This window comes from Escherichia sp. MOD1-EC7011 (genome assembly GCF_002965005.1).
In the GTDB taxonomy this organism is placed as follows: Bacteria; Pseudomonadota; Gammaproteobacteria; order Enterobacterales; family Enterobacteriaceae; genus Escherichia; species Escherichia ruysiae.
The window spans coordinates 79,200-105,336 of record NZ_PTRD01000034.1; the positions used below are offsets into that span (position 1 = coordinate 79,200).

The 26,137-nt window shown below is 50.6% G+C and carries 21 protein-coding genes, 6 tRNA genes and 1 pseudogene; 15 read left to right on the top strand and 13 right to left on the bottom strand.

What is annotated here, in order from left to right:
* Positions 1–37: 37 nt before the first annotated feature.
* Positions 38–802: an outer membrane protein OmpK gene (locus tag A7098_RS17285; protein ID WP_105281160.1), complete on the bottom strand. Its 765-nt coding sequence runs from the start codon at positions 800–802 to the stop codon at positions 38–40.
* Positions 803–1,051: 249 nt separating this feature from the next.
* Here A7098_RS17285 and xapA point away from each other — a divergent pair.
* The 4 genes and pseudogenes from xapA (at position 1,052) to xapR (ending at position 4,336) form a co-directional block, all read left to right on the top strand.
* A pseudogene (xapA, locus tag A7098_RS17290) lies at positions 1,052–1,884 on the top strand (xanthosine phosphorylase).
* A 59-nt stretch (positions 1,885–1,943) separates the two neighbouring features.
* Complete coding sequence (gene xapB / locus A7098_RS17295; protein WP_105281161.1) at positions 1,944–3,200, top strand: xanthosine/proton symporter XapB; 1,257 nt, start codon at positions 1,944–1,946, stop codon at positions 3,198–3,200.
* Between the two features lie 52 nt (positions 3,201–3,252).
* Positions 3,253–3,411: a DUF1427 family protein gene (locus tag A7098_RS17300; RefSeq protein WP_000651752.1), complete on the top strand. Its 159-nt coding sequence runs from the start codon at positions 3,253–3,255 to the stop codon at positions 3,409–3,411.
* A 40-nt stretch (positions 3,412–3,451) separates the two neighbouring features.
* A complete protein-coding gene (gene xapR, locus A7098_RS17305) occupies positions 3,452–4,336 on the top strand; it encodes a DNA-binding transcriptional regulator XapR (RefSeq protein ID WP_000439925.1) in 885 nt (294 codons plus the stop codon).
* A 106-nt stretch (positions 4,337–4,442) separates the two neighbouring features.
* Here the strand turns inward: xapR and A7098_RS17310 are convergent.
* From A7098_RS17310 to A7098_RS17325, 4 genes are all read right to left on the bottom strand, one after another.
* Positions 4,443–4,518, bottom strand: a tRNA-Lys gene (locus A7098_RS17310).
* Positions 4,519–4,522: 4 nt separating this feature from the next.
* Positions 4,523–4,598: transfer RNA gene (locus tag A7098_RS17315), tRNA-Val, on the bottom strand.
* A 46-nt stretch (positions 4,599–4,644) separates the two neighbouring features.
* A tRNA-Val gene (locus A7098_RS17320) sits at positions 4,645–4,720 on the bottom strand.
* Positions 4,721–4,764: 44 nt separating this feature from the next.
* Positions 4,765–4,840 (bottom strand) — tRNA-Val (locus tag A7098_RS17325).
* 258 nt (positions 4,841–5,098) lie between these two features.
* On the opposite strand from A7098_RS17325, the gene gltX reads away from it, so the two are divergent.
* Positions 5,099–6,514: a glutamate--tRNA ligase gene (gene gltX, locus A7098_RS17330; protein ID WP_105281162.1), complete on the top strand. Its 1,416-nt coding sequence runs from the start codon at positions 5,099–5,101 to the stop codon at positions 6,512–6,514.
* Between the two features lie 50 nt (positions 6,515–6,564).
* On the opposite strand, the gene A7098_RS17335 is transcribed toward gltX, so the two are convergent.
* A complete protein-coding gene (locus tag A7098_RS17335) occupies positions 6,565–6,957 on the bottom strand; it encodes a YfeC-like transcriptional regulator (RefSeq protein WP_000826490.1) in 393 nt (130 codons plus the stop codon).
* A 1-nt stretch (position 6,958) separates the two neighbouring features.
* Entirely contained in the window at positions 6,959–7,318 is a 360-nt protein-coding gene (locus A7098_RS17340) for a YfeC-like transcriptional regulator (RefSeq protein ID WP_000472029.1), read from the bottom strand.
* Positions 7,319–7,538: 220 nt separating this feature from the next.
* On the opposite strand from A7098_RS17340, the gene A7098_RS17345 reads away from it, so the two are divergent.
* The 3 genes from A7098_RS17345 (at position 7,539) to A7098_RS17355 (ending at position 10,126) form a co-directional block, all read left to right on the top strand.
* Positions 7,539–7,614, top strand: a tRNA-Ala gene (locus tag A7098_RS17345).
* A 39-nt stretch (positions 7,615–7,653) separates the two neighbouring features.
* A tRNA-Ala gene (locus A7098_RS17350) sits at positions 7,654–7,729 on the top strand.
* A gap of 207 nt (positions 7,730–7,936) precedes the next feature.
* Positions 7,937–10,126: a sensor domain-containing phosphodiesterase gene (locus A7098_RS17355; protein WP_024212638.1), complete on the top strand. Its 2,190-nt coding sequence runs from the start codon at positions 7,937–7,939 to the stop codon at positions 10,124–10,126.
* A gap of 55 nt (positions 10,127–10,181) precedes the next feature.
* Here A7098_RS17355 and nupC read toward each other — a convergent pair whose 3' ends face one another.
* Entirely contained in the window at positions 10,182–11,384 is a 1,203-nt protein-coding gene (gene nupC / locus A7098_RS17360; RefSeq protein WP_001516818.1) for a nucleoside permease NupC, read from the bottom strand.
* Positions 11,385–11,722: 338 nt separating this feature from the next.
* Between nupC and A7098_RS17365 the strand changes: the two genes are divergently transcribed.
* Entirely contained in the window at positions 11,723–12,961 is a 1,239-nt protein-coding gene (locus tag A7098_RS17365) for an Nramp family divalent metal transporter (RefSeq protein ID WP_105281163.1), read from the top strand.
* Positions 12,962–13,103: 142 nt separating this feature from the next.
* Here the strand turns inward: A7098_RS17365 and ypeC are convergent, their stop codons facing one another.
* Both ypeC and A7098_RS17375 read right to left on the bottom strand, forming a co-directional pair.
* On the bottom strand, positions 13,104–13,430 hold the full coding sequence (gene ypeC / locus A7098_RS17370) for a DUF2502 domain-containing protein YpeC (RefSeq protein WP_105281164.1): 327 nt from the start codon (positions 13,428–13,430) through the stop codon (positions 13,104–13,106).
* A gap of 114 nt (positions 13,431–13,544) precedes the next feature.
* A complete protein-coding gene (locus tag A7098_RS17375) occupies positions 13,545–14,801 on the bottom strand; it encodes an ion channel protein (RefSeq protein WP_032225851.1) in 1,257 nt (418 codons plus the stop codon).
* A gap of 203 nt (positions 14,802–15,004) precedes the next feature.
* On the opposite strand from A7098_RS17375, the gene glk reads away from it, so the two are divergent.
* The 6 genes from glk (at position 15,005) to ptsP (ending at position 22,447) form a co-directional block, all read left to right on the top strand.
* Complete coding sequence (gene glk / locus A7098_RS17380; protein ID WP_000170385.1) at positions 15,005–15,970, top strand: glucokinase; 966 nt, start codon at positions 15,005–15,007, stop codon at positions 15,968–15,970.
* A gap of 218 nt (positions 15,971–16,188) precedes the next feature.
* Positions 16,189–16,515, top strand: a complete 327-nt coding sequence (locus A7098_RS17385; protein WP_000038454.1) for a PTS fructose transporter subunit IIB — start codon at positions 16,189–16,191, stop codon at positions 16,513–16,515.
* A gap of 21 nt (positions 16,516–16,536) precedes the next feature.
* The gene (locus A7098_RS17390) at positions 16,537–17,784 is read left to right on the top strand and encodes a PTS transporter subunit EIIC (RefSeq protein ID WP_000985310.1); all 1,248 of its coding nucleotides are present in this window, start codon (positions 16,537–16,539) and stop codon (positions 17,782–17,784) included.
* Positions 17,785–17,798: 14 nt separating this feature from the next.
* Positions 17,799–18,884: an aminopeptidase gene (gene ypdF, locus A7098_RS17395; protein ID WP_105281165.1), complete on the top strand. Its 1,086-nt coding sequence runs from the start codon at positions 17,799–17,801 to the stop codon at positions 18,882–18,884.
* A complete protein-coding gene (gene ypdE, locus A7098_RS17400) occupies positions 18,884–19,921 on the top strand; it encodes an aminopeptidase (RefSeq protein ID WP_105281166.1) in 1,038 nt (345 codons plus the stop codon). The genes ypdF and ypdE overlap by 1 nt, the downstream gene beginning before the upstream one ends.
* Positions 19,922–19,945: 24 nt before the next feature.
* Complete coding sequence (ptsP, locus tag A7098_RS17405) at positions 19,946–22,447, top strand: phosphoenolpyruvate--protein phosphotransferase (RefSeq protein ID WP_105281167.1); 2,502 nt, start codon at positions 19,946–19,948, stop codon at positions 22,445–22,447.
* Positions 22,448–22,449: 2 nt separating this feature from the next.
* Here ptsP and A7098_RS17410 read toward each other — a convergent pair whose 3' ends face one another.
* The 3 genes from A7098_RS17410 to ypdA are packed head-to-tail and all read right to left on the bottom strand — an operon-like array spanning position 22,450 to position 25,766.
* Positions 22,450–23,307, bottom strand: coding sequence for an AraC family transcriptional regulator (locus A7098_RS17410; RefSeq protein WP_000648317.1), 858 nt, complete (start codon positions 23,305–23,307; stop codon positions 22,450–22,452).
* Between the two features lie 12 nt (positions 23,308–23,319).
* Positions 23,320–24,054, bottom strand: a complete 735-nt coding sequence (ypdB, locus tag A7098_RS17415; RefSeq protein ID WP_001298580.1) for a two-component system response regulator YpdB — start codon at positions 24,052–24,054, stop codon at positions 23,320–23,322.
* A gap of 14 nt (positions 24,055–24,068) precedes the next feature.
* Positions 24,069–25,766 (bottom strand): two-component system sensor histidine kinase YpdA, encoded by a 1,698-nt coding sequence (gene ypdA / locus A7098_RS17420; RefSeq protein ID WP_000544384.1) that lies wholly within the window; start codon positions 25,764–25,766, stop codon positions 24,069–24,071.
* Positions 25,767–26,137 lie beyond the last annotated feature (371 nt).

The window sequence follows — 26,137 nt, forward strand, 5'->3', positions numbered from 1 at the left end:
GTTATGCATTTCTGCCGGGAATCCCGGCAGAAATGGTTCAGAAGTTAAATTTGACCGAGTAAATGATGGCGTCCTGATACCAGGCTTCTCCCAGCTTGTCGTCCGCGTAGCGATACTGAAGCCCCGTAGTTATATTCGGGGTAGCATTCCACCAGAGGGCGACCGCACCGTTCAGCCCTTCTTTACCGCCATTACCTGTTGCGTAGGTGGCATCACGGTCAAACTCGTACTCGTTCCAGTTGGTGAGGGTGAATTTCTCTCTGCCCAGCATAAAGCTGTAACCCGCAACCCAACCTGCCACGTAGCCGTTATCGCCCGTGTAATAGGTTTGATCCGTATAGCGTTTGGCAAAGAAAGGTTTGAACCACCAACTGTTACCGGTGAAGTTGTAGCCAAAACCGTACAGGAACATATCGTCGTGGAAATTTACCCGATTTGCAGAACCGTAGGTGCCATACGCGTGCAGGTAGAGATTAAATCCGGTATTGCCCAGGTAAATGCGGTTGGTATTTTTAAAGGTATAACGCTGCTCACTACCTGGTTTATCGTGGCGGTCGTTATAAAAGTTTTCCCAGTCGAAAAACCCGTACATTTCTCCCCAACTAAAGTTGGCACCGCCTTCCAGTTCCAGATAACCAAAATCATCTTTGTGTGACTTAGTTGACGATTTCTCGGTGGTTCGGCTGGTCCAGTCCAGGTAATGCACGCCGATATCTGCAAACCCACCTTTAAATTCTGCATGAGATATAACAGGTATGGCTAATAAAGAGGTGAGCGTCAGAGTTAAAAGATGTTTTTTCATAGCATAATTCCCTATGCCGATCGTTATTAGTAGATTGCTTAATAAAGTGGTTTGTTAAAAACAGCATATTGTTAATGCAAGGGAGTGAATATCGCCAATACAGTTTTTGCTGGGAATTAATAGTGAAAAGATATAAATCCATCGATATCGAATCGCTATTGAATGCGTGAGGAAAGTGTATTGGTAAGAGCCGGGACAACTTCGCTATAAAAAGACATTAGATTCAACCCTACTGAAAAAAGGATATATATGTCTCAGGCTCAATTTTCTCATAACCCGCTGTATTGCGTCGATATTATCCAGGCTTATAAACCTGATTTCACACCACGAGTGGCTTTTATTTTAGGTTCCGGGCTGGGCGCGCTGGCCGATCAGATTGATAACGCTGTCGCCATTTCCTATGAAAAGCTGCCGGGTTTCCCGGTGAGTACGGTGCATGGACATGCGGGTGAGCTGGTGTTGGGGCATCTCCAGGGCGTTCCGGTGGCATGTATGAAAGGTCGAGGGCATTTCTATGAAGGTCGTGGAATGACCATCATGACCGACGCGATTCGTACTTTCAAATTGCTGGGCTGTGAACTGCTGTTCTGCACCAATGCGGCGGGCTCACTGCGTCCGGAAGTCGGTGCGGGCAGTCTGGTTGCGCTGAAAGACCACATCAACACCATGCCAGGTACACCGATGGTGGGTCTTAACGATGAACGCTTTGGCGAACGCTTCTTCTCGCTGGCGAATGCCTACGATGCGGACTACCGCGCACTGTTGCAAAAAGTGGCGAAAGAAGAGGGTTTCCCCCTGCGGAAGGTGTGTTCGTCTCGTATCCGGGGCCGAATTTCGAAACGGCGGCAGAGATTCGCATGATGCAAATTATTGGCGGGGATGTCGTTGGAATGTCCGTTGTGCCTGAAGTTATTTCAGCACGCCATTGTGACCTGAAGGTCGTGGCCGTTTCTGCGATTACCAATATGGCGGAAGGTCTGAGTGACGTGAAGCTCTCGCATACCCAAACGTTGGCGGCAGCGGATCTCTCTAAGCAGAACTTTATCAACCTTATTTGCGGCTTTCTGCGCAATATTGCCTGATTAAAACAACAATAAACGGCCTCACGGGTGAGGCCACATGATGCGACAAGGAAACGATTATGAGCATCGCTTTGCGCTTAAAGGTAATGTCCTTTTTGCAATATTTTATCTGGGGGAGCTGGCTGGTTACCCTCGGTTCCTACATGATTAATACCCTTCATTTTACCGGCGCTAACGTCGGTATGGTCTACAGCTCCAAAGGGATTGCTGCGATTATTATGCCTGGCATTATGGGGATTATCGCGGATAAATGGCTGCGTGCGGAACGCGCATATATGCTGTGCCACCTGGTGTGTGCTGGCGTGCTTTTTTATGCGGCATCCGTTAGTGATCCGGAGACGATGTTTTGGGTGATGTTAGTCAATGCAATGGCATTTATGCCGACCATCGCGTTATCAAACAGCGTCTCTTATTCCTGCCTCGCTCAGACCGGGCTTGACCCGGTGACAGCTTTCCCGCCTATTCGCGTTTTTGGTACGGTGGGGTTCATCATTGCGATGTGGGCAGTAAGCTTACTGCATCTGGAATTGAGCAGCCTGCAATTGTATATCGCTTCCGGCGCGTCTCTGCTGCTGTCGGCTTACGCGCTGACTTTGCCTAAGATTCCTGTTGCGCAGAAAAAAGTGACTACTTCGCTTGCCAGTAAACTCGGTCTGGACGCGTTTGTGCTATTCAAAAATCCGCGTATGGCCATCTTTTTCCTCTTCGCCATGATGCTGGGCGCGGTACTGCAAATTACCAACGTTTTTGGCAACCCGTTCCTGCATGATTTTGCCCGTAACCCGGAGTTTGCTGATAGCTTCGTGGTGAAATATCCGTCCATTTTATTGTCAGTTTCACAGATGGCTGAAGTCGGTTTCATTCTGACGATTCCGTTCTTTTTGAAGCGTTTCGGCATCAAAACGGTCATGCTTATGAGTATGGTGGCCTGGACGCTGCGCTTTGGCTTCTTTGCTTATGGCGATCCGTCACCAACTGGGTTTATTTTGCTGCTGCTGTCGATGATTGTTTACGGCTGCGCATTTGATTTCTTCAATATTTCCGGTTCGGTCTTTGTTGAACAGGAAGTTGATTCCAACATTCGTGCCAGCGCACAGGGGCTCTTTATGACCATGGTAAATGGTGTCGGTGCTTGGGTTGGCTCGATTCTGAGCGGCATGGCAGTGGATTACTTCTCGGTAGATGGCGTAAAAGACTGGCAAACTATCTGGCTGATGTTTGCAGGATATTCTCTTTTCCTCGCAGTGATATTTTTCTTTGGATTTAAATATAACCATGACCCTGAAAAGATAACACATCGAACAGTGACACATTAAAAGAACTGCCAGCTCCGTTTTTCAGGGCTGCTTTTATGATAAAGGTTAATTAATGAAAGATATTTTATTTTCTTCTGGCGTCGGTTTTGGTATTGGTGCTTTATTTACAATCGTGCGGTTACCTATTCCCGTGCCAAATGTATTGCCGGGTATATTATCTATTGTGTTTATGTATGTAGGTTATCTGGTGGTGAAATACTTTATGCCGTGATAATTTAATAAGATATATTTATTAAACGGAGCATTTAATTATGGAACGCATTTACAGAACAGACCTTAAGTTGCTCCGTTATTTTCTTGCTGTAGCGGAAGAGTTACATTTTGGCCGCGCAGCGGCGCGTTTAAATATGTCTCAGCCTCCGCTCAGTATTCATATTAAAGAGCTGGAAAATCAACTCGGCACACAGCTTTTTATTCGTCATTCGCGCAGCGTCGCCCTGACACACGCGGGCAAAATCTTGATGGAAGAATCGCGCCGGTTGCTGATGAATGCAAATCAGGTGTTGGCTCGGATTGAACAAATAGGCCGGGGAGAAGCAGGGCGGATTGAACTCGGTGTGGTCGGAACGGCAATGTGGGGACGGATGCGGCCGGTTATGCGGCGATTCCTTAGGGAAAACCCCAACGTTGAAGTACTGTTTCGCGAAAAGATGCCTGCGATGCAAATGGCGCTGTTGGAGCGCCGCGAACTCGATGCCGGGATCTGGCGAATGGCGACAGAACCACCGGAAGATTTTACCAGCTTACGCTTGCATGAATCGGCGTTTCTGGTAGCGATGCCTGAAGAGCATCACCTTTCATCATATTCCGACGTTCCGCTGGAAGCACTACGTGACGAGTATTTTGTCACAATGCCGCCCGTGTACACTGACTGGGAATTTTTGCAGCGCGTTTGTCAGCAGGCGGGTTTTTCACCGGTTGTTATTCGCGAAGTTAATGAACCACAAACGGTGCTGGCCATGATCAGTATGGGCATTGGTATCACGTTGATAGCAGACAGCTATGCACAGATGAACTGGCCTGGTGTCATTTTCCGTCCGCTCAAAGAGCGCATCCCGGCAGATTTATATATTGTTTATGAAACGCAGCAGGTGACGCCCGCGATGGTTAAGCTGTTGGCAGCATTGAGACAGTAGGCGAGGGGGAGACAGCCGGAAATCGTAGGTCTGATAAGCGAAGCGAATCTGGCAATTTCGCAAATCGCACATAGCAAAAAAGCGCCTTTAGGGCGCTTTTTTACATTGGTGGGTCGTGCAGGATTCGAACCTGCGACCAATTGATTAAAAGTCAACTGCTCTACCAACTGAGCTAACGACCCGAAGTGGTGGGTGATGACGGGATCGAACCGCCGACCCCCTCCTTGTAAGGGAGGTGCTCTCCCAGCTGAGCTAATCACCCACTTCGGTACTTCACATTATTGCAAGAAATTTAGCTGGCGAGAAAGTGGTGGGTGATGACGGGATCGAACCGCCGACCCCCTCCTTGTAAGGGAGGTGCTCTCCCAGCTGAGCTAATCACCCACTTCTCAATTTCTTGCTACACGGCGGAGACTACATAAAGTAGTTGGTGGGTGATGACGGGATCGAACCGCCGACCCCCTCCTTGTAAGGGAGGTGCTCTCCCAGCTGAGCTAATCACCCCCGCTGTGTGGAGTCGCATTATAGGGAGAGTTGGAAATGAGTCAACGCATTTTCTAAAGAATTTGTTTGTTCGTCGTAAAATTAAGCAGGATGATCGCAAAACAGACCGCGTTGCGCAATTTCTCAACGAAAACAATAATGCATCATGTAGCAACCCGAACTACATTGAGGAATCAGGCTGGAGTGATAGAATATCGCCCACTCAATTTTTCCAGGATTTGCCGGTTGTCGGCATCTTTCTAAACGTAAGGCCATTTCATGAAAATCAAAACTCGCTTCGCGCCAAGCCCAACAGGCTATCTGCACGTTGGCGGCGCGCGTACTGCTCTTTACTCCTGGCTTTTTGCACGTAACCACGGCGGTGAGTTCGTGCTGCGTATTGAAGACACCGATCTTGAGCGTTCTACGCCGGAAGCTATCGAAGCCATTATGGATGGTATGAACTGGCTGAGTCTGGAGTGGGATGAAGGTCCGTACTATCAGACCAAACGTTTTGATCGCTATAACGCAGTTATCGATCAGATGCTGGAAGAGGGCACGGCCTATAAATGCTATTGCTCTAAAGAGCGTCTGGAAGCACTGCGTGAAGAGCAAATGGCGAAAGGTGAAAAGCCGCGTTATGACGGTCGCTGCCGCCACAACCATGAACATCATGCTGATGATGAACCATGTGTCGTTCGTTTTGCTAATCCGCAAGAAGGTTCTGTGGTTTTTGACGATCAGATCCGTGGTCCGATCGAGTTCAGCAACCAGGAGCTGGATGATCTGATCATCCGCCGTACCGATGGTTCTCCGACCTATAACTTCTGTGTAGTTGTCGATGACTGGGATATGGAAATCACCCATGTTATCCGTGGTGAAGACCATATCAACAACACGCCGCGCCAGATCAACATTCTTAAAGCCCTGAAAGCACCAGTGCCGGTTTATGCGCACGTTTCTATGATCAACGGCGATGATGGTAAGAAACTGTCCAAACGCCACGGTGCGGTCAGCGTAATGCAGTATCGTGATGACGGCTATCTGCCGGAAGCGTTGCTGAACTATCTGGTGCGTCTGGGCTGGTCCCACGGCGATCAGGAAATCTTCACCCGTGAAGAGATGATCAAATACTTCACCCTGAATGCCGTCAGCAAATCCGCCAGCGCGTTCAATACCGACAAGTTGCTGTGGTTGAACCATCACTACATTAACACGCTGCCGCCGGAGTATGTTGCTACCCATTTACAGTGGCACATCGAGCAGGAAAATATCGATACCCGCAACGGCCCGCAGCTGGCGGATCTGGTTAAACTGCTGGGTGAACGCTGCAAGACGCTGAAAGAGATGGCACAGAGCTGCCGTTACTTCTACGAAGATTTTGCTGAGTTCGATGCCGATGCAGCGAAAAAACATCTGCGCCCGGTAGCACGTCAGACGCTGGAAGTAGTTCGCGACAAACTGGCCGCGATTACTGACTGGACAGCTGAAAACGTTCACCACGCTATTCAGACGACGGCGGACGAGCTGGAAGTGGGAATGGGTAAAGTTGGTATGCCGCTGCGTGTCGCCGTTACTGGTGCGGGGCAGTCTCCGGCACTGGATGTTACCGTTCACGCGATCGGCAAAGCACGTAGCATCGAGCGCATCAATAAAGCTCTGGCTTTTATTGCTGAACGCGAAAACCAGCAGTAATTAGCGCATAAAAGATAAACGGCAGGAGATAGTATCCTGCCGTTTTTTATTTATGCTGATTCGTCTATGTCGAGACGGGCAAGGAAATTACGAATCCCTTCACGTGACAAAAATTGCGCAACTTTTTCCTGCTCACTGTGAGTCATATTGTCTATTGCGCTGATGATTTGCCGATAAGCCGGAGTGCGCATACCTGGCGCGTATTCAGCAAGGGGTTCTTCGGCCTCAAGAAGCATTGGCGTATTATGGAAGGCAGGCGTGTTTTGAATAAATTCGCAAACGTGTGTGTCCAGTAGAATAAGTCTGGCGCGACCTCCTTTCACTCCGGGAAATTTTTCTGTTTTCCAGCCTTTTTCTCTAATCCAGCGGTTAACGGTTTGTTTAGCCACACCGAGGCATTCCGCCAGTTCTTCGGTGGTCATTTTATTGCGTAATCTTTTCATATTATTTGCTATTGCGAATCCCTAAGCGTTGTAATAACCCGATAATCCCTTCCCGCAGAAGCAATGATGTAAACTGTTTTTGTTCAGCCGGCGTCATCTCTTTCGCCAGCGTAGCTAACAGCACTTCAAGCGGTGCATCGCCAGACAGGGCTGGGATTTCTCCCTGACCCTCCGTGCGTTCTGCATTGCGAATATATTCACGAACCTGTTCATTGACGTGTACCAGTCGAGCCTTGCCCCCCTGGACGCCTGGTTTGGGTGATGTCGTCCAGCCTTCCTTGCGTACCCATTTATTAATGGTCTGGCGGCTATAACCGGTCAGTCTGGCAAGTTCATCTGGCGTCATCCTCTCCTTGAACATAACAATTCCCGGAATAGTTGTGGGTCTATTAAGTGTTCATTTTATAGCATCAATTTACATGAAACCGTGACATGAATAACTACTGAATGCGAGGCGTAATCCAAAAATGTTCATTTGCCTGATTTTTCAGCGATTGAAACAAGGCGCTGCAATTTGCCGTTGACACATTCGGACGGAATTCATATGATGCCGCCCGTCAACTCGACAAGCTTTACGTGACGGGGCTATAGCTCAGCTGGGAGAGCGCTTGCATGGCATGCAAGAGGTCAGCGGTTCGATCCCGCTTAGCTCCACCAAATTTTGCACCCAGCAAATTTGGTACGTAAACGCCTCGTGGGGCTATAGCTCAGCTGGGAGAGCGCTTGCATGGCATGCAAGAGGTCAGCGGTTCGATCCCGCTTAGCTCCACCAAATTTCAAACCCTCGCTGTGAAGCGGGGGTTTTTTGTCTCTGATTTTTGCCGCTTTTGTAATACAGTCTACGTCCGGGTTAGTGCCGCCTGGTGAAAGCATCATTGGATGAAAAATCGGCAACAGGCCGGCCCCTGTTTGCTTCGCGATGCGAATAAACTTATTATTTGTGTGCCTGAAAACCCCGATCAGTGAGAGTAGTCTACTCATGTTTGTGGAGCATAACCTGATAAAAAATATCAAGATATTCACACTGGCGTTTACGCTCACCGTGGTACTTATTCAGCTATCCCGTTTTATTTCGCCACTGGCCGTTATCCATTCCAGCTATATCTTTCTGGCGTGGATGCCACTGTGCGTAATGCTGTCAATATTATTCATCTTTGGCTGGCGTGGTGTTGTTCCTGTTTTATGCGGGATGTTTTGCACTAATCTGTGGAATTTTCATCTCTCATTTTTGCAAACTGCCGTCATGCTCGGCAGCCAGACATTTGTAGTGCTGTGTGCCTGTGCAATATTACGCTGGCAGTTAGGAACGCGTTGGCGTTATGGGTTGACCACCCGATACGTTTGGCAACGTCTCTTCTGGCTTGGTTTAGTGACGCCGATTGGCATCAAAGGCAGCATGTATCTGGTGGGTAGCTTTTTTGATTTCCCGCTAAAGATATCGACATTTTTCGGCGATGCAGATGCTATTTTCACGGTCGTTGATTTGCTTAGCCTTTTCACCGCTGTGCTGATTTACAACATGTTCTTTTACTATCTCACTCGCATGGTTGTAAGTCCCCACTTTGCGCAGATATTGTGGCGCAGGGATATCGCCCCGTCGCTGAACAAAGAGAAACGTGCATTTACTTTAAGCTGGCTGGCAACTCTTAGCGTGCTGCTGCTTCTGATGTGTACGCCTTATGAAAACGATTTTATTGCCGGTTACCTGGTGCCCGTTTTCTTCATCATCTTTACCCTTGGTGTTGGTAAACTTCGTTATCCGTTTTTAAATCTCACCTGGGCTGTTTCGACTCTTTTCCTCCTGAATTACAACCAGAATTTTTTACAAGGGGTCGAAACCGAATATTCGCTGGCATTTATTCTCGCGGTGCTGATTTCCTTTAGCGTTTGCCTGCTTTACATGGTGCGTATTTATCATCGAAGTGAATGGCTTAACCGCCGCTGGCATTTGCAGGCGCTGACCGATCCATTAACGCTATTACCCAACTTTCGTGCACTGGAGCAATCGCAAGAGCAGGAGGCAGGAAAGAGTTTTTGCTGCCTGCGTATTGATAATCTTGAGTTTCTGAGTCGTCATTACGGCCTGGTGATGCGTGTTCATTGTATCCGCTCAATTTACCGTACCTTGCTGCCGTTGATGCAGGAAAACGAAAAGTTGTATCAACTGCCGGGCAGTGAATTGCTGTTGGTACTGACCGGGCCGGAAACGGAAGGTCGACTACAGCATATGGTTAACATCCTCAATAGTCGGCAGATTCACTGGAACAACACCGGCCTGGATATGGGCTATGGTGCCGCCTGGGGGCGTTTTGATGGCAATCAGGAAACCCTGCAGCCCATGCTGGGGCAGTTAAGCTGGCTGGCGGAACAATCTTGCGTTCATCATCATGTGTTGGCGTTGGATAATCGAGAGGAAATAGCGTCCGGGCAGACCACCAAACAGGTACTGTTGCTGAACACCATTCGTAAGGCGTTAGATAATGGTGACTTGCTCCTCTACGCTCAGCCCATTCGAAACAAAGAGGGGCAGGGCTATGATGAGATCCTGGCGCGTCTGAAATATGACGACGGCATTATGACGCCGGATAAATTTCTGCCGCTTATCGCCCAGTTTAACCTTAGCGCGCGTTTCGATTTGCAGGTGCTGGAATCTCTGTTGAAGTGGTTAGCAACTCACCCTTCCAACAATAAAGGTCCGCGCTTTTCAGTCAATTTAATGCCGCTCACTCTGCTGCAAAAAAATATCGCCGGGCGGATTATTCGTCTGTTTAAGCGTTATCACATCTCCCCGGAGACAGTCATTCTTGAGATCACCGAGGAGCAGGCGTTTTCAAATGCAGAAAGCAGCATGTACAACATCGAGCAACTGCATAAATTTGGCTTCCGTATTGCGATTGATGATTTTGGCACTGGTTATGCCAACTACGAGCGATTAAAACGTTTGCAGGCCGATATCATCAAGATTGATGGCGTCTTTGTGAAAGATATAGTGACTAATACGCTGGATGCGATGATTGTGCGGTCAATTACCGACCTGGCGAAAGCGAAGTCATTGAGTGTGGTCGCGGAGTTTGTCGAAACGCAACAGCAGCAGGCGTTATTGCATAAACTTGGGGTGCAATATCTGCAAGGGTATTTGATTGGTCGCCCTCAGCCATTAGTTGATTAACAGACGTAAAAAAGCCGGGGAATTATCCCCGGCTTTTTTAATGAATGTATTGGACTTACAGCACCAGTGCTGCGATTGACGCAGAAAGCACACTCACCAGCGTAGAGCCGTAAACCAGTTTCAGACCGAAGCGAGAAACGACGTTACCTTGCTCTTCGTTCAGACCTTTAACCGCGCCCGCGATAATCCCGATAGAAGAGAAGTTAGCAAAGGATACCAGGAATACAGAGATGATGCCTTCTGCACGCGGAGAAAGCGTGGAAGCAATTTTCTGCAGATCCATCATTGCTACGAACTCGTTGGAAACCAGTTTGGTCGCCATGATACTGCCTACTTGCAGTGCTTCACTGGAAGGAACACCCATCACCCATGCAATCGGATAGAATATGTAGCCCAGGATGCCCTGGAAGGAGATGCTGTAGCCAAACCAACCAGTCACGGTGGCAAACAGTGCGTTCAGTGCGGCGATCAGGGCGATAAAGCCGATCAGCATCGCTGCAACGATAATGGCGACTTTGAAACCTGCCAGAATGTATTCACCCAGCATTTCGAAGAAGCTCTGACCTTCGTGCAGGTTGGACATCTGAATGTTTTCTTCGCTGGCATCAACGCGGTAAGGGTTGATCAGCGACAGTACGATAAAGGTGCTGAACATGTTCAGTACCAGTGCAGCAACGACGTATTTCGGCTCCAGCATCGTCATGTATGCGCCAACGATGGACATCGACACGGTGGACATCGCCGTTGCTGCCATGGTGTACATACGATTACGGGAGATTTTGCCGAGGATATCTTTATAGGCGATAAAGTTCTCGGATTGTCCCAAAATCAGGGAGCTTACGGCGTTAAAGGATTCCAGTTTGCCCATGCCATTGACTTTGGAAAGCAGGAAACCAATCGCGCGAATAATCACCGGCAACACGCGAATGTGCTGGAGAATACCGATCAACGCAGAAATAAAGACGATAGGGCACAGCACTTTCAGGAAGAAGAACGCTAGGCCTTGATCATTCATGCTACCAAAGACGAAGTTAGTACCTTCGTTGGCAAATCCGAGCAGTTTTTCGAACATTTCGGAGAAGCCTTTCACGAAGCCCAGACCAACGTCAGAGTTCAGGAAGAACCACGCCAGTAATACTTCGATAACAAGCAGTTGAATAATATAACGGATACGAATTTTTTTGCGGTCGCTGCTTGCCAGCAATGCGAGAATCGCAACAACGGCTAGTGCCAGTACAAAATGAAGGACGCGGTCCATATTTGCTCCAAATATGAGGCAGGTTAAATTTCCGTGCACATTCTATGCAACATGATTCAGGAAAACGAGATCTGACACACACTATAATGACGTCCTGTGACAAGCTTCAAAAATAGTGAGCTGTCCTACATTTCTGCTATGTTGTGTATGGAAGCGGAAAGTTATGTAAATGTGCTAACATTAAACATAAAAATAACATTCAAACCATCAATCTTTTCGTAGTCATAATCCTGGTCTATCAGAGAAATCATCACAACCCATTTAAATGAATTTGATAATCATTCTCGTTTGACATAGCATGAAACATAGCAAAGGCTATGTTTTAGAGGCACAACAAGATGGCGAACTATCGCGTTGAGAGTAGCAGCGGACGGGCGGCGCGCAAGATGAGGCTCGCATTAATGGGACCTGCGTTCATTGCGGCGATTGGTTATATCGATCCTGGTAACTTTGCGACCAATATTCAGGCGGGTGCCACCTTCGGCTATCAGCTATTGTGGGTTGTTGTCTGGGCTAATCTGATGGCGATGTTGATTCAGATCCTCTCGGCCAAACTGGGGATTGCCACCGGTAAAAATCTGGCGGAACAAATTCGCGATCACTACCCGCGTCCGGTCGTCTGGTTCTATTGGGTTCAGGCAGAAATTATTGCGATGGCTACCGACCTGGCGGAATTTATTGGTGCGGCTATCGGTTTCAAACTGATTCTTGGGGTTTCGTTGTTGCAAGGCGCCGTACTGACGGGTATCGCAACCTTCCTGATTTTAATGCTGCAACGTCGCGGGCAAAAACCGTTGGAGAAAGTGATTGGCGGGCTACTGCTGTTTGTCGCAGCGGCTTACATTGTTGAGCTGATCTTCTCCCAGCCTAACCTGGTGCAGTTAGGTAAAGGAATGGTGATCCCGAGTTTACCGACCTCAGAGGCGGTCTTCCTGGCTGCGGGTGTGCTGGGTGCGACAATTATGCCGCATGTGATTTATTTGCACTCTTCGCTGACCCAGCATCTGCATGGTGGGTCACGCCAGCAACGTTATTCAGCCACCAAATGGGATGTCGCGATTGCCATGACTATTGCTGGTTTTGTCAATCTGGCGATGATGGCAACGGCTGCTGCCGCGTTCCACTTTTCCGGCCATACTGGTGTCGCCGATCTTGACGAAGCTTACCTGACGCTGCAACCGCTGTTAAGCAATGCTGCAGCGACGGTCTTTGGTTTAAGCCTGGTGGCAGCAGGGCTTTCTTCAACGGTGGTGGGTACGCTGGCGGGGCAGGTGGTGATGCAGGGCTTTATTCGTTTCCATATCCCGCTGTGGGTGCGCCGGACAGTGACCATGTTACCGTCATTTATTGTCATCCTGATGGGATTAGATCCGACACGAATTCTGGTCATGAGTCAGGTGCTGCTAAGTTTTGGTATCGCCCTGGCGCTGGTTCCACTGTTGATTTTCACCAGTGACAGTAAGTTGATGGGCGATCTGGTGAACAGCAAACGCGTAAAACAGGCTGGCTGGGTGATTGTGGTATTGGTAGTGGCGCTGAATATCTGGCTGTTGGTGGGAACGGCGCTGGGGTTGTAGTTCAACTGGCGTCGTACCAGGCATCACTGGCGGATGCGGCGTAAACGCCTTATCCGCCCTACGCGTTCAATGGAGTGGGGCTGTAGGTCTGATAAGACGCGCGGGCGTCGCATCAGGCATCGTGCTCCATTGGTGGATGTGTTTAATGACGATGTCCGTGTCCACGGCCTTTCCCGCGATGATCATCACGGTCGCGCCAGCCTTCACGATAGCCACGCTCATGCGCTTTACGCTTATCCCAGCCACGGTGGTAGCCATTATCGTGACGCCACCAGCGGTTTTTACGCCATTCGTAATTACGGTGCCAGTAATCACGGTCGCGCCAATGACCACCGTCCCAGTAATTACCGTAATGATCGCGATCGCCAATTTGTAATTTGATTGATGGCAGTAGGGTAATTTCACCTGCGTTCGCCGCAAGCGGGGTAAAAGCCATCAGGGCGGCCGCCAGAAACAGTGACCTGAACATTGTTATTCTCCTTCACGATCGAAGCCGTCAGCGGCCTGTTAACGCAATATTACGGGGAGGTAAAGCCCAGTTTCATCGCCATAACTCTTAAATCATGATGGAGAGCATTTTTTGCTAAAGATTATCGTGGGGTGGTTGCTGCTTCGGGCGATTCACAATCATCATCGGTTTGCCAGCCAGCAATAGCCATGCCGGAAGCATAACGATACAAAGTAGCGGTAGCAGATTGGTATCAGGTACAACGACTGCCGCCATAAACAGGCTTAACCAGCCATCGCGCGTTACCACCAGTACCATACCGAGAATAGCGCAGGAGACAGTAATTGCCGCCGGGACTGCGGGAACGTGTTCATGTAGCATCAAACCTAACGCCACGCCAACAAACACTGCCGGGAAGATTCGCCCGCCACGAAACCCGCTGGCGGCGGCAATGACCAGAGCGGCGAGCTTAATCACTGCCAGTAAAAAGTAATCACTGGTGCTGAAAGCCTGATTCATCACCATTTGCTGCATCTCATCCAGCCCTTTAAACAGTGAAACCGGCCCACCAATAACGCCCAAAATACCGAGAATAAACCCGCCAACCCCGAGCATGAGCACAGGGTTTTTAATCTGATGCATCATTGCGTGCAACCGTGGCAGACACCATACGGCGACCATCCCCGCAGCGATGGCAATCGCCGCTACAATCGCACCGCTGATGATATCTGCCATCTGCATCTGTCCGTAATGCGCAATGGGCAGCGAAAAATGGGGGTGGAAAAATAGACTTGTCGTCAGCGCACCAGCCGCCGCTGCCATTAACGGCGCAAAGAGTCGATCCCATAGCGGCACTTCATTACTGCCATTTAAGGTTTGCGAAAATATCAACGCCGCCGCAACAGGTGTGCCAAATAGCGCACCGATAGTTCCGGCTGAGGCTAAAATAGTCCATTCCATCCGGTTAACTCGAGGTAACAGGCGAGCGCCTATCGTTACCGCGAGGGCGATATTAACAGTCATAATCGGATGTTCCGGCCCCAGGCTGACGCCACCGGCAAGACCGAGAATTAATGCTACGATAAGCCCCGGTAGCGCAGAAGGGGGGACTGGCGCGCCGATCAGCGGTTCACTGGCGGGATCTGGTCCGGCATGACCCTGGCTGAAACGGATAACCAGTCCCACTGCGATCCCCGTCAGCGTTAATATTCCGATGATCCACAGCGGTGAATCCTGGGCTATCCCCAGACTTCCCGGCAGTCGTTGCCAGAGTAAATTCTGTAATACCGAGGCGATTTTCATCACCACAATCAGAATAAGACTGGACGCAATCCCAATTGCCAGGGCGGGAAGCGATAATAACAACATGGTTCTGGCTCGCGAATGGAGCATGTTCTATTCCTTATGCGGGGTCAGATACTTAGTTTGCCCAGCTTGCATAAAGGCATCGCTGCAATTGGTGCTGAAACGATAAAGTAATAGTGTGACCCAGATCGATATTTACAGGGAGCCCGCCTTTCCGGCGTTGTTGTTAGGCTCCCAGGTATTTACAGTGTGAGAAAGAATTATTTTGACTTTAGCGGAGCAGTAGAAGAATGACAAAGTATGCATTAGTCGGTGATGTGGGCGGCACCAACGCACGTCTTGCTCTGTGTGATATTACCAGTGGTGAAATCTCGCAGGCTAAAACCTATTCTGGGCTTGATTATCCCAGCCTGGAAGCGGTTATCCGCGTTTATCTCGAAGAACATAAGGTCGAGGTGAAAGACGGTTGTATTGCCATCGCTTGCCCAATTACCGGTGACTGGGTGGCAATGACCAACCATACCTGGGCGTTCTCAATTGCCGAAATGAAAAAGAATCTCGGTTTTAGCCATCTGGAAATTATTAACGATTTTACCGCTGTATCGATGGCGATCCCGATGCTGAAAAAAGAGCATCTGATCCAGTTTGGCGGTAAGGAACCAGTTGAAGGTAAACCTATCGCGGTTTACGGTGCCGGAACGGGGCTAGGCGTGGCGCATCTGGTTCATGTTGATAAACGCTGGGTAAGCCTGCCAGGCGAAGGCGGTCACGTTGATTTTGCGCCAAACAGCGAAGAAGAGGCCATTATTCTCGAAATACTGCGTGCTGAAATAGGCCATGTCTCTGCTGAACGCGTGCTCTCTGGGCCAGGGCTGGTGAATTTGTACCGCGCGATTGTGAAAGCAGATAACCGTCTGCCAGAAAATCTCAAGCCAAAAGATATTACCGAACGCGCGCTGGCCGACAGTTGCACCGATTGCCGCCGCGCGTTGTCGCTGTTTTGCGTGATTATGGGCCGTTTTGGCGGCAATCTGGCGCTCAATCTCGGCACATTTGGCGGCGTGTTTATTGCGGGCGGTATCGTGCCGCGTTTCCTTGAATTCTTCAAAGCCTCTGGTTTCCGTGCCGCTTTTGAAGACAAAGGCCGCTTTAAAGAATATGTCCATGATATTCCGGCTTATCTTATCGTCCATGACAATCCGGGTCTTCTCGGCTCAGGTGCACATTTACGCCAGACCTTAGGGTACGTCCTGTAAATCCTTCCTGCCATATCGGGAGATAATCCTCCCGATAATCTTTTAAATCATACGGTTAGTTCAATTTTTCTTTGTGTTTCATCACAAGGCCGACCTGCGTCACACTTCCGCACTACGGGATTAATTCTCCAGTAAATGCATTATTTGTCTGGTAACGGCAATTTGTTTTGCACGTTCATAATTTCACTCATTAACTATAAACGAACGAGGAAATAACGATGAGTAAGAAACTGATTGCCTTATGTGCCTGCCCGATGGGCCTTGCGCACACTTTTATGGCGGCTCAGGCGCTGGAAGAGGCCGCAGTGGAAGCTGGCTATGAAGTGAAGATTGAAACCCAGGGCGCAGACGGCATCCAGAATCGCCTGACGGCGCAGGATATCGCCGAAGCAACCATCATCATCCACTCCGTAGCAGTTACCCCGGAAGATAACGAACGTTTCGAATCCCGCGACGTTTATGAAATCACTTTGCAGGACGCAATTAAAAACGCTGCGGGCATCATCAAAGAAATCGAAGAGATGATTGCCGCTGAACAACCGTAATTTTCGACAGGGATAATTGTTATGGCCATTAAAAAACGCAGTGCAACCGTTGTGCCTGGCGCATCCGGTGCGGCAGCGGCAATTAAGAATCCGCAGGCCTCTAAAAGCAGCTTCTGGGGTGAACTTCCGCAGCATGTGATGTCAGGGATTTCACGCATGGTGCCGACCTTAATTATGGGCGGCGTGATCCTCGCTTTCAGCCAGCTGATTGCTTATAGCTGGCTAAAAATTCCCGCTGACATTGGCATTATGGATGCACTTAATAGCGGGAAATTTTCCGGTTTCGACCTCTCCTTACTGAAATTTGCCTGGCTGTCGCAGTCCTTTGGCGGCGTGTTGTTTGGTTTTGCCATTCCGATGTTTGCTGCTTTTGTGGCGAACTCCATTGGCGGCAAACTGGCGTTCCCGGCTGGGTTTATCGGCGGGTTAATGTCTACCCAGCCAACGCAACTGCTGAACTTTGATCCCAGCACCATGCAGTGGGCGACCTCTTCACCGGTGCCGTCTACCTTCATTGGTGCGCTGATCATTTCTATCGTTGCAGGTTACCTTGTGAAGTGGATGAACCAGAAAATCCAGTTACCGGATTTCCTGTTAGCGTTCAAAACCACATTTTTGCTACCGATTCTTTCCGCCATTTTTGTCATGCTGGCGATGTATTACGTCATCACCCCATTTGGCGGTTGGATCAACGGTGGGATCCGTGCCGTGCTGACTGCCGCAGGTGAGAAGGGTGCGCTGATGTATGCGATGGGTATCGCAGCAGCGACCGCAATCGACCTCGGTGGCCCAATCAACAAAGCAGCAGGTTTCGTTGCTTTCAGCTTTACCACTGACCACGTATTACCGGTTACCGCGCGTTCTATCGCAATCGTCATTCCGCCGATTGGTCTGGGTCTGGCGACTATTATCGACCGTCGTTTAACCGGCAAACGCCTGTTTAACGCCCAGCTTTATCCGCAGGGTAAAACCGCCATGTTCCTGGCGTTTATGGGGATCAGTGAAGGTGCGATTCCGTTTGCGCTGGAAAGCCCCATCACCGCAATTCCGTCCTATATGGTCGGTGCGATTGTCGGCTCCACCGCCGCTGTCTGGCTGGGCGCAGTGCAATGGTTCCCGGAATCAGCAATCTGGGCGTGGCCGCTGGTGACTAATCTGGGCGTTTACATGGCGGGGATCGCGCTGGGGGCAATCATTACCGCGCTGATGGTGGTGTTCCTGCGTTTGATGATGTTCCGCAAAGGCAAATTGTTAATCGATAGCCTGTAAGAAGGACAATCCTGATGACATTACTCGCTTCGCTGCGCGACTGGCTTAAGGCGCAACAGCTGGATGCGGTGCTTCTCTCCTCACGGCAGAACAAACAGCCCCATCTGGGGATTTCCACCGGGTCAGGCTATGTGCTGATTGGCCGTGAAAGTGCGCACATTCTGGTGGATTCGCGCTATTACGTGGAGGTGGAAGCTCGTGCGCAAGGCTACCAGCTACATTTGCTTGACGCGATGCACACGCTGGCAACCATCGTCAATCAAATCATTGCCGATGAGCAGCTGCAAACGCTCGGTTTTGAAGGCCAGCAGGTGAGTTGGGAAACCGCGCACCGCTGGCAGGCTGAACTTAATGCAAAGCTGGTCAGCGCCACGCCGGATGTGCTGCGGCAAATCAAAACGCCAGAGGAGGTGGAAAAAATCCGTCTCGCCTGTGGGATTGCCGATCGTGGTGCAGAGCATATTCGCCGTTTTATTCAGGCGGGGATGAGCGAGCGCGAGATTGCCGCTGAACTGGAGTGGTTTATGCGCCAGCAGGGAGCAGAAAAAGCCTCCTTTGACACCATTGTTGCCAGTGGCTGGCGTGGGGCGCTGCCGCACGGCAAGGCCAGCGACAAAGTGGTTGTAGCGGGCGAGTTTGTCACACTCGATTTCGGTGCGCTGTATCAGGGCTACTGCTCTGATATGACGCGCACCTTCCTGGTTCATGGCGAAGGGGGGAGCGCCGAATCTCACCCGCTGTTTAACGTGTATCAGATTGTCCTGCAAGCGCAACTGGCGGCAATCTCCGCGATTCTCCCCGGCGTGCGTTGCCAGCAGGTTGACGACGCCGCGCGTCGGGTCATTACAGAAGCCGGTTATGGAGAGTATTTCGGCCATAACACCGGTCATGCAATCGGCATTGACGTACATGAAGATCCGCGTTTTTCACCACGTGATACCACGATGCTCCAGCCAGGCATGTTACTGACCGTAGAGCCGGGGATTTATTTGCCAGGGCAAGGGGGCGTGCGCATCGAAGATGTCGTGCTGGTTACCCCGCAAGGCGCAGAAGTGCTCTACGCCATGCCGAAAACAGTGTTGCTCACGGGAGAGGCATAATGGATTTATCGCTATTAAAAGCGTTGAGTGAGGCCGATGCGATCGCCTCCTCGGAACAGGAAGTCCGGCAGATTCTGCTGGATGAAGCGGATCGACTGCAAAAAGAAGTGCGATTTGACGGTCTGGGATCGGTGCTGATCCACCTCAATGAATCGATGGGGCCGAAGGTGATGATCTGCGCACATATGGATGAAGTGGGGTTTATGGTGCGTAGCATCTCCCGCGAAGGCGCGATCGATGTGCTGCCGGTTGGCAACGTGCGCATGGCTGCCCGTCAGCTTCAGCCGGTGCGGATCACTACCCGTGAAGAGTGCAAAATTCCCGGCCTGCTCGACGGCGAGCGGCAGGGAAATGAGGTTAGCGTAATGCGCGTGGACATTGGCGCGCGCTCGTATGATGAAGTGATACAGGCGGGAATTCGTCCAGGCGATCGCGTCACGTTTGATACCGCTTTTCAGGTTCTCCCTCACCAGCGGGTGATGGGGAAAGCTTTTGATGACCGCCTCGGTTGCTATCTGCTGGTGACGTTACTACGTGAGCTGCACGACGCCGAACTGCCTGCGGAAGTGTGGCTGGTGGCAAGTTCCAGCGAAGAGGTGGGATTACGCGGCGGGCAAACCGCCACCCGCGCGGTGTCGCCGGACGTCGCCATTGTGCTTGATACCGCCTGCTGGGCGAAAAACTTTGATTATGGCGCGGCTAACCATCGCCAGATTGGTAACGGCCCGATGCTGGTGTTAAGCGACAAGTCATTGATTGCGCCGCTAAAACTCACCGCCTGGATCGAAACCGTGGCGGCAGAAATTGGCGTGCCGTTACAGGCGGATATGTTCAGTAACGGCGGCACGGACGGTGGAGCGGTTCACTTAACCGGTACTGGCGTACCTACGGTGGTGATGGGGCCAGCAACCCGCCATGGACATTGCGCCGCATCGATTGCCGACTGCCGCGACATCTTGCAGATGCAGCAGCTTTTATCTGCCCTTATTCAACGTTTTACGCGTGAGACGGTTGTTCAACTGACGGATTTCAGATGATCTCCTGATTAACCCGGAGCGGTTATGTTAACGATTCTATTTCTCTGTCCTTTGCCTAACGGACTTCATGCCCGTCCGGCGTGGGAACTTAAAGAACAGTGTAGTCAGTGGCAAAGCGAAATCGCTTTTATCAACCATCGCCAGAACGCAAAGGCCGATGCCAAAAGTTCACTGGCGCTGATTGGCACCGGCACTTTATTTAATGACAGTTGCAGCCTGAACATTAGCGGTAGCGATGAAGAACAGGCACGGCGCGTACTGGAAGAGTTCATCCAGGTGCGCTTTATCGACAGCGACAGCGACAGCATCCAACCGACACAAGCAGAACTGACGGCGCATCCGCTGCCACGTTCATTAAGTCGCCTTAACCCTGATTTGCTGTACGGTAACGTGCTGGCGAGCGGCGTCGGTGTTGGTACGTTAACGTTGTTGCAGAGCGACAGCCTCGACAGTTATCGGGCGATCCCTGCCAGTGTGCAAGACACCACCCGGCTGGAACACAGCCTGGCAACGCTTGCCGAACAACTGAACCAGCAGCTGCGCGAGCGTGACGGCGAAAGTAAAACCATTCTTAGCGCCCATTTGTCGCTGATTCAGGATGAAGAGTTTGCGGGGAATATCCGTCGTCTGATGGCAGAACAACATCAGGGACTGGGGGCGGCAATCATCAGCAATATGGAGCAGGTTTGCGACAAACTTTCTGCCTCTGCCAGCGATTATCTGCGCGAGCGAGTTAGTGATATTCGTGATATCAGCGAACAGTTGCTGCATATCACCTGGCCGGAACTGAAGCCGCGCAATAATCTGCTGCTTGAAAAATCGACCATTCTGGTCGCCGAAGATTTAACTCCAAGCCAGTTTTTGAGTCTCGATTTAAAAAATCTCGCAGGCATGATTCTGGAGAAAACCGGGCGCACATCGCATACCCTGATTCTGGCGCGAGCTTCGGCGATCCCGGTACTGAGCGGCTTGCCGCTGGATGCGATAGCCCGTTATGCCGGGCAACCGGCGGTGCTTGACGCCCAGTGTGGCGTGCTGGCGATTAATCCTGATGACGCGGTGAGCGGTTATTACCAGGTTGCGCAGACGCTGGCGGACAAACGCCAAAAACAACAGGCGCAGGCCGCCGCGCAACTGGCCTATTCCCGTGATAACAAGCGAATTGATATCGCCGCGAATATTGGCACCGCTCTGGAAGCTCCTGGTGCGTTTGCCAATGGCGCGGAAGGCGTCGGGCTGTTCCGCACCGAAATGCTGTATATGGATCGCGATAGCGCGCCGGACGAGCAGGAACAGTTTGAAGCCTACCAGCAGGTGTTACTGGCGGCGGGCGACAAGCCAATTATTTTCCGCACGATGGACATCGGCGGCGATAAAAGCATTCCATATCTCAACATTCCCCAGGAAGAGAACCCGTTCCTCGGCTATCGTGCGGTACGTATTTACCCGGAATTTGCTGGCCTGTTCCGTACCCAGCTACGGGCCATTTTGCGTGCTGCCAGTTACGGTAACGCTCAGTTGATGATCCCGATGGTTCACAGCCTCGATCAGATCTTATGGGTGAAGAGTGAGATCCAGAAAGCAATCGTTGAGCTTAAGCGCGATGGCCTGCGTCATGCAGAGACGATTACGCTTGGGATCATGGTGGAAGTGCCGTCGGTTTGCTACATCATCGACCACTTCTGCGATGAGGTCGATTTCTTTAGTATCGGCTCGAACGATATGACCCAGTATCTGTATGCGGTCGATCGTAATAACCCGCGCGTATCGCCGCTATATAACCCGATTACGCCATCTTTCCTGCGCATGTTGCAGCAGATAGTGACCACTGCGCATCAGCGGGGAAAATGGGTCGGCATTTGCGGTGAGCTGGGTGGTGAAAGCCGTTATCTGCCGCTACTGCTTGGGCTGGGCCTGGATGAGCTAAGTATGAGTAGCCCACGCATTCCGGCGGTGAAAAGCCAGTTGCGTCAACTGGATAGCGAGGCGTGTCGGGAACTTGCGCGTCAGGCTTGCGAGTGCCGCAGTGCGCAGGAAATTGAAGCGTTACTCACCGCCTTTACGCCGGAAGAAGACGTTCGCCCATTGCTGGCGCTGGAGAATATCTTTGTTGATCAGGCTTTTAGTAATAAAGAGCAGGCGATTCAGTTTCTGTGCGGCAACCTTGGCGTCAACGGGCGCACTGAGCATCCGTTCGAGCTGGAAGAAGATGTCTGGCAGCGGGAAGAGATTGTGACTACTGGCGTTGGTTTTGGCGTGGCGATCCCGCACACTAAATCTCAGTGGATCCGCCATTCCAGTATCAGCATTGCCCGGCTGGTGAAACCGGTTGACTGGCAGTCAGAAATGGGCGAAGTCGAGCTGGTGATCATGCTGACGCTGGGCGCTAGCGAAGGGATGAACCATGTGAAGGTCTTCTCGCAGCTGGCGCGCAAACTGGTGAATAAAAACTTCCGCCAGTCGCTGTTCGCCGCGCAAGACGCACAAAGCATCCTGACGCTGCTGGAAACGGAATTAACCTTCTAATGTTAGCCCTGAAAACGGGCGCTGTACTCTCCCGGCGTCAGGCCAAACTGACGCCGGAAGACGCGACAAAAATAGTCGCTATCCGGAAAGCCGCAACGCTGCGCCACTTCATGAATCGACAGATGATATTTCTGCAAAATCATCCTCGCCTTCGCCATTCGCACCCAACGCACATACTCGATAAAACGCATCGTTCCATGCTGAGCAAACAGTTTTGACAGATGATTGGGCGTGATATTAAAAAACTGCGCCACGCTCTCGCGGGTGAGCGGCTGGGCATAATTATCCTGAACCCAGTTACAAATGCTGTGATAGAGAAAATCGCCGCGCGGCTGCGAATTGCCCGGCGGCATATTCACCACGTTACGGCAAAGATGCAGCAAACTTAACACCAGTGGCTGAATGATATTCTGCTCCAGCGGCGAACGGCTGAGATGGGTGAGGGCGGTGAGCATTGCTTCACCTTCACCGCGTTGCAGACTGGGAAGCTGGATCCGGCGAACCGGATGCAACAATGACGTGCTGCGGCTATCGTAATACGATAACCCAAGCCAGGTCGGTGCGAACACCAGGCTTAACAGCATTACCGGTTTGTTGTTGACCGGTAAATTAGCTGCGCGCGCCGGAATAAACAGCATTTCCCCTTCCACCATACGCTGCTGCTTTGCTTCCAGCAGATTGCCGTATTCGCCGCGCAGCACGATATCCAGACGGGGAAAGTCAATACATAAACTACCCACCGGCAACGAGGCAGGCTGGCTGGCAAACCAGACGCGCCCAAGTAGTTGCGGGTTAAGCACCAGGCCGCTGAACAGATCGGCGAAAAATTGTTGATCGGCGGGCAAGCCTGTTGCTTTCATGAATATTCCTGATTACAGATGCATTAACTGCCTGAATTCTTTTACTTTGCTGCGGCTGACTGGCACTTCAAAATCCAGATCTTTTAGCCGCAGAATATAAGTGTTATTAAACCACGGTTCGATTTCGCGGATTTTGTTCAGATTGACACAAAACGAGCGATGGCAGCGGAAAAAATGCGATGGAGGCAGCTTGCTGCAAAACTCGGTAATGTTCATCGGCATTACGTAGGATTCACGCCGCGTATAGACAAAGGTCATTTTTTCGTGCGCTTCGGCGTAATAGATATCATTAATTGGCGTAACGATAATTCGCTCATCTTTCACCAGATTAATAGTGTCATTCTCACGCGTTACCGTTGTGGCAGGCGTACTGCTGGTTTGCTGTTGCTGCCAGGCCGCTTCCAGTTTTTGCAGCATCCCGGTGATGCGTGACTCCTGATACGGTTTGAGAATGTAGTCAAACGCCTCCAGTTCAAACGCTTCTACCGCATGTTCTTTCCACGCAGTGATGAACACAATAAATGGTTTATGGGCGAACTGGCTGATGTTTTGCGCCAGCAACACGCCATCCAGCGACGGAATATTGATATCCAGAAAAATGGCGTCGACGCGGTTATGCTGCAAAAACTTCAACACGTCCAGACCGTCGTCAAAGGTGCCGACAATCTCCATCTGGCTATGCTCTTTAATTAGCCAGCTCAGTTCCTGTTGTGCCAGGAATTCGTCTTCAACAATGATGACTTTCACAATATCACTCCGGCTCAAAGCAATAACGTAGCCTGTGAGGCGACTGGGGTGCGTTGGTTAGGAATGTAAAACGCAATTTCCGTCCCCGGCTCCAGGCGGCGGATATGCAGCCCCTCGCCATACAATAACTTCACGCGATGATGGACATTCAGCAGGCCAATTTTATTGCCCGGCATTTCATTCGCTTCGACCCGCTCAATCACCTTTGGATCGATGCCGTGCCCGGTATCTCGCACCGCAATGCGTACCCGATTACCGCACTCTGCAACGCTGATGGTGACAACGCCTTTACCTTTGCAAGGCTGAATACCGTGGACAATGGCGTTCTCCACCAACGGCTGGATCAGCAGGCTGGGAATGCAGCAATTCACCTCTTCATCAATATCATAGATAACCGTCAGCTTGTCACCAAAGCGGGCCTGCTCAATGGCAATATAGTCTTTAATTTGATACAGCTCTTTTTTGATATCGATTTGCTCATCGTCTTTTAATTCAATGTTATAGCGCAGATAACGCGACAGATTAAAGATCAGCTGGCGAGCGGTATCCGGATTCAGGCGAATTGATGAGGAGATTGCGTTCAGAGCGTTAAACAGGAAATGGGGATTAATTTTACTTTGTAGCGCGCGAAGCTCTGCCTTATTTGCCATTTCACGTAGCTGCTCGGCACGCGAAACCTCCAGTTGCGTGGAGATGATTTGTGACAGACCGACCGCCATTTCCTGCAATGACGAGGTGATCTGATGCGCGTGGCAGTAGTAGATTTTCAGCGTCCCGGTCACGACTCCTTTCTCCCAAAGCGGGATCACCAGCATCGAGTGGATTTCCGGCGTGCGATGGGCTTCATCATTGTTTTTAATGATGATTTTACCGTAATTCATCGCCTGCCGTGTGGTTGGGCTAATAAAGTCATCACCATTCTGATAGTTATGTTCACCCACGCCAACGTAGGCCAGCACATGATCGGTATTGGTGATTGCTACCGCATCGGCGTGAATATCATCGCGGATAATTTCGCAGACTTTACGTAATGATTCGCTATTGACATGGCGAAACAGCGGCAGCGTTTTGTTGGCGATATCCAGCGCCAGCTTGGCCTGCCGCGCGGCGCTGGCCTCCTTTTCGCCCTCAACGCTTTGCACCAGCAGCACAATAAAACCGATACAGACGCTGCCAAGGATCATCGGGATACCGATTTTAGAGACGATATCGATCCCCAGTTCGGTGGTCGGCGCCCAGACAATCACCAGAATCATGGTCAACGTTTCACACAACATACCGCCGAGAATACCGACACGCCAACGCTGCGCTTTGGGGATTTTTAGGTTGATCCAGCCCGATATACATCCCGCCAGAATACTGGTGATAAAGCAGGGAATCGCCGTCACGCCACCAATATCAATAAGATAGCGGTGAATCCCGGCTATCACGCCGGTAATGATGCCTACCCACGGGCCAAATAAAATCCCGCCTGACATCACCGCAATAATACGCACGTTCACCAGCGAGCCTTCTACAGGAACGCCGGACCAGGTGCTGAACAGGGCGAACAGCGAGAAAATGGCGGTAACGGCGAGCAACTCTTTTGGGGAGTGCGCCGACTTGTGCAACAGCTCGCGAAACAGGCGGATACGGATGAGAAAGAACAGGCAGATAAGCATTAACGCTGCCCGATCGAAGACCGCCAGCAGCATGTTGAATATTTCGTGCACGGGTAACTCTGGATAAGGATTAAACCTCTATGATAGGTAACCTGAAGGCTGATGACCAGCAGGCCGTTTTTGAGGAAAAACCACAGTTTTAAAAGGGGATTATCAGGTAAATGGTGTATTGGCAATGCATCTCTTGATAATGCACACCCAATAAGTAAAATTATTGAAATTGTAATGTTAATTAATGTGAGTTTGATTTTCTTGGAAGAAATTAAGGATTTCCCGTTTTATTACAGATGTTCCTCTTTTTTTGGTAGAAAAAAATTTTTGCTAAAACGCTCGACAGACAGAAATTAATCAGGCTATTTTCAAAACAGCCACCCATCGTGGCAGCGTCGCTCGGACGGTCCGGGCGCTAACGTTTATCTGTG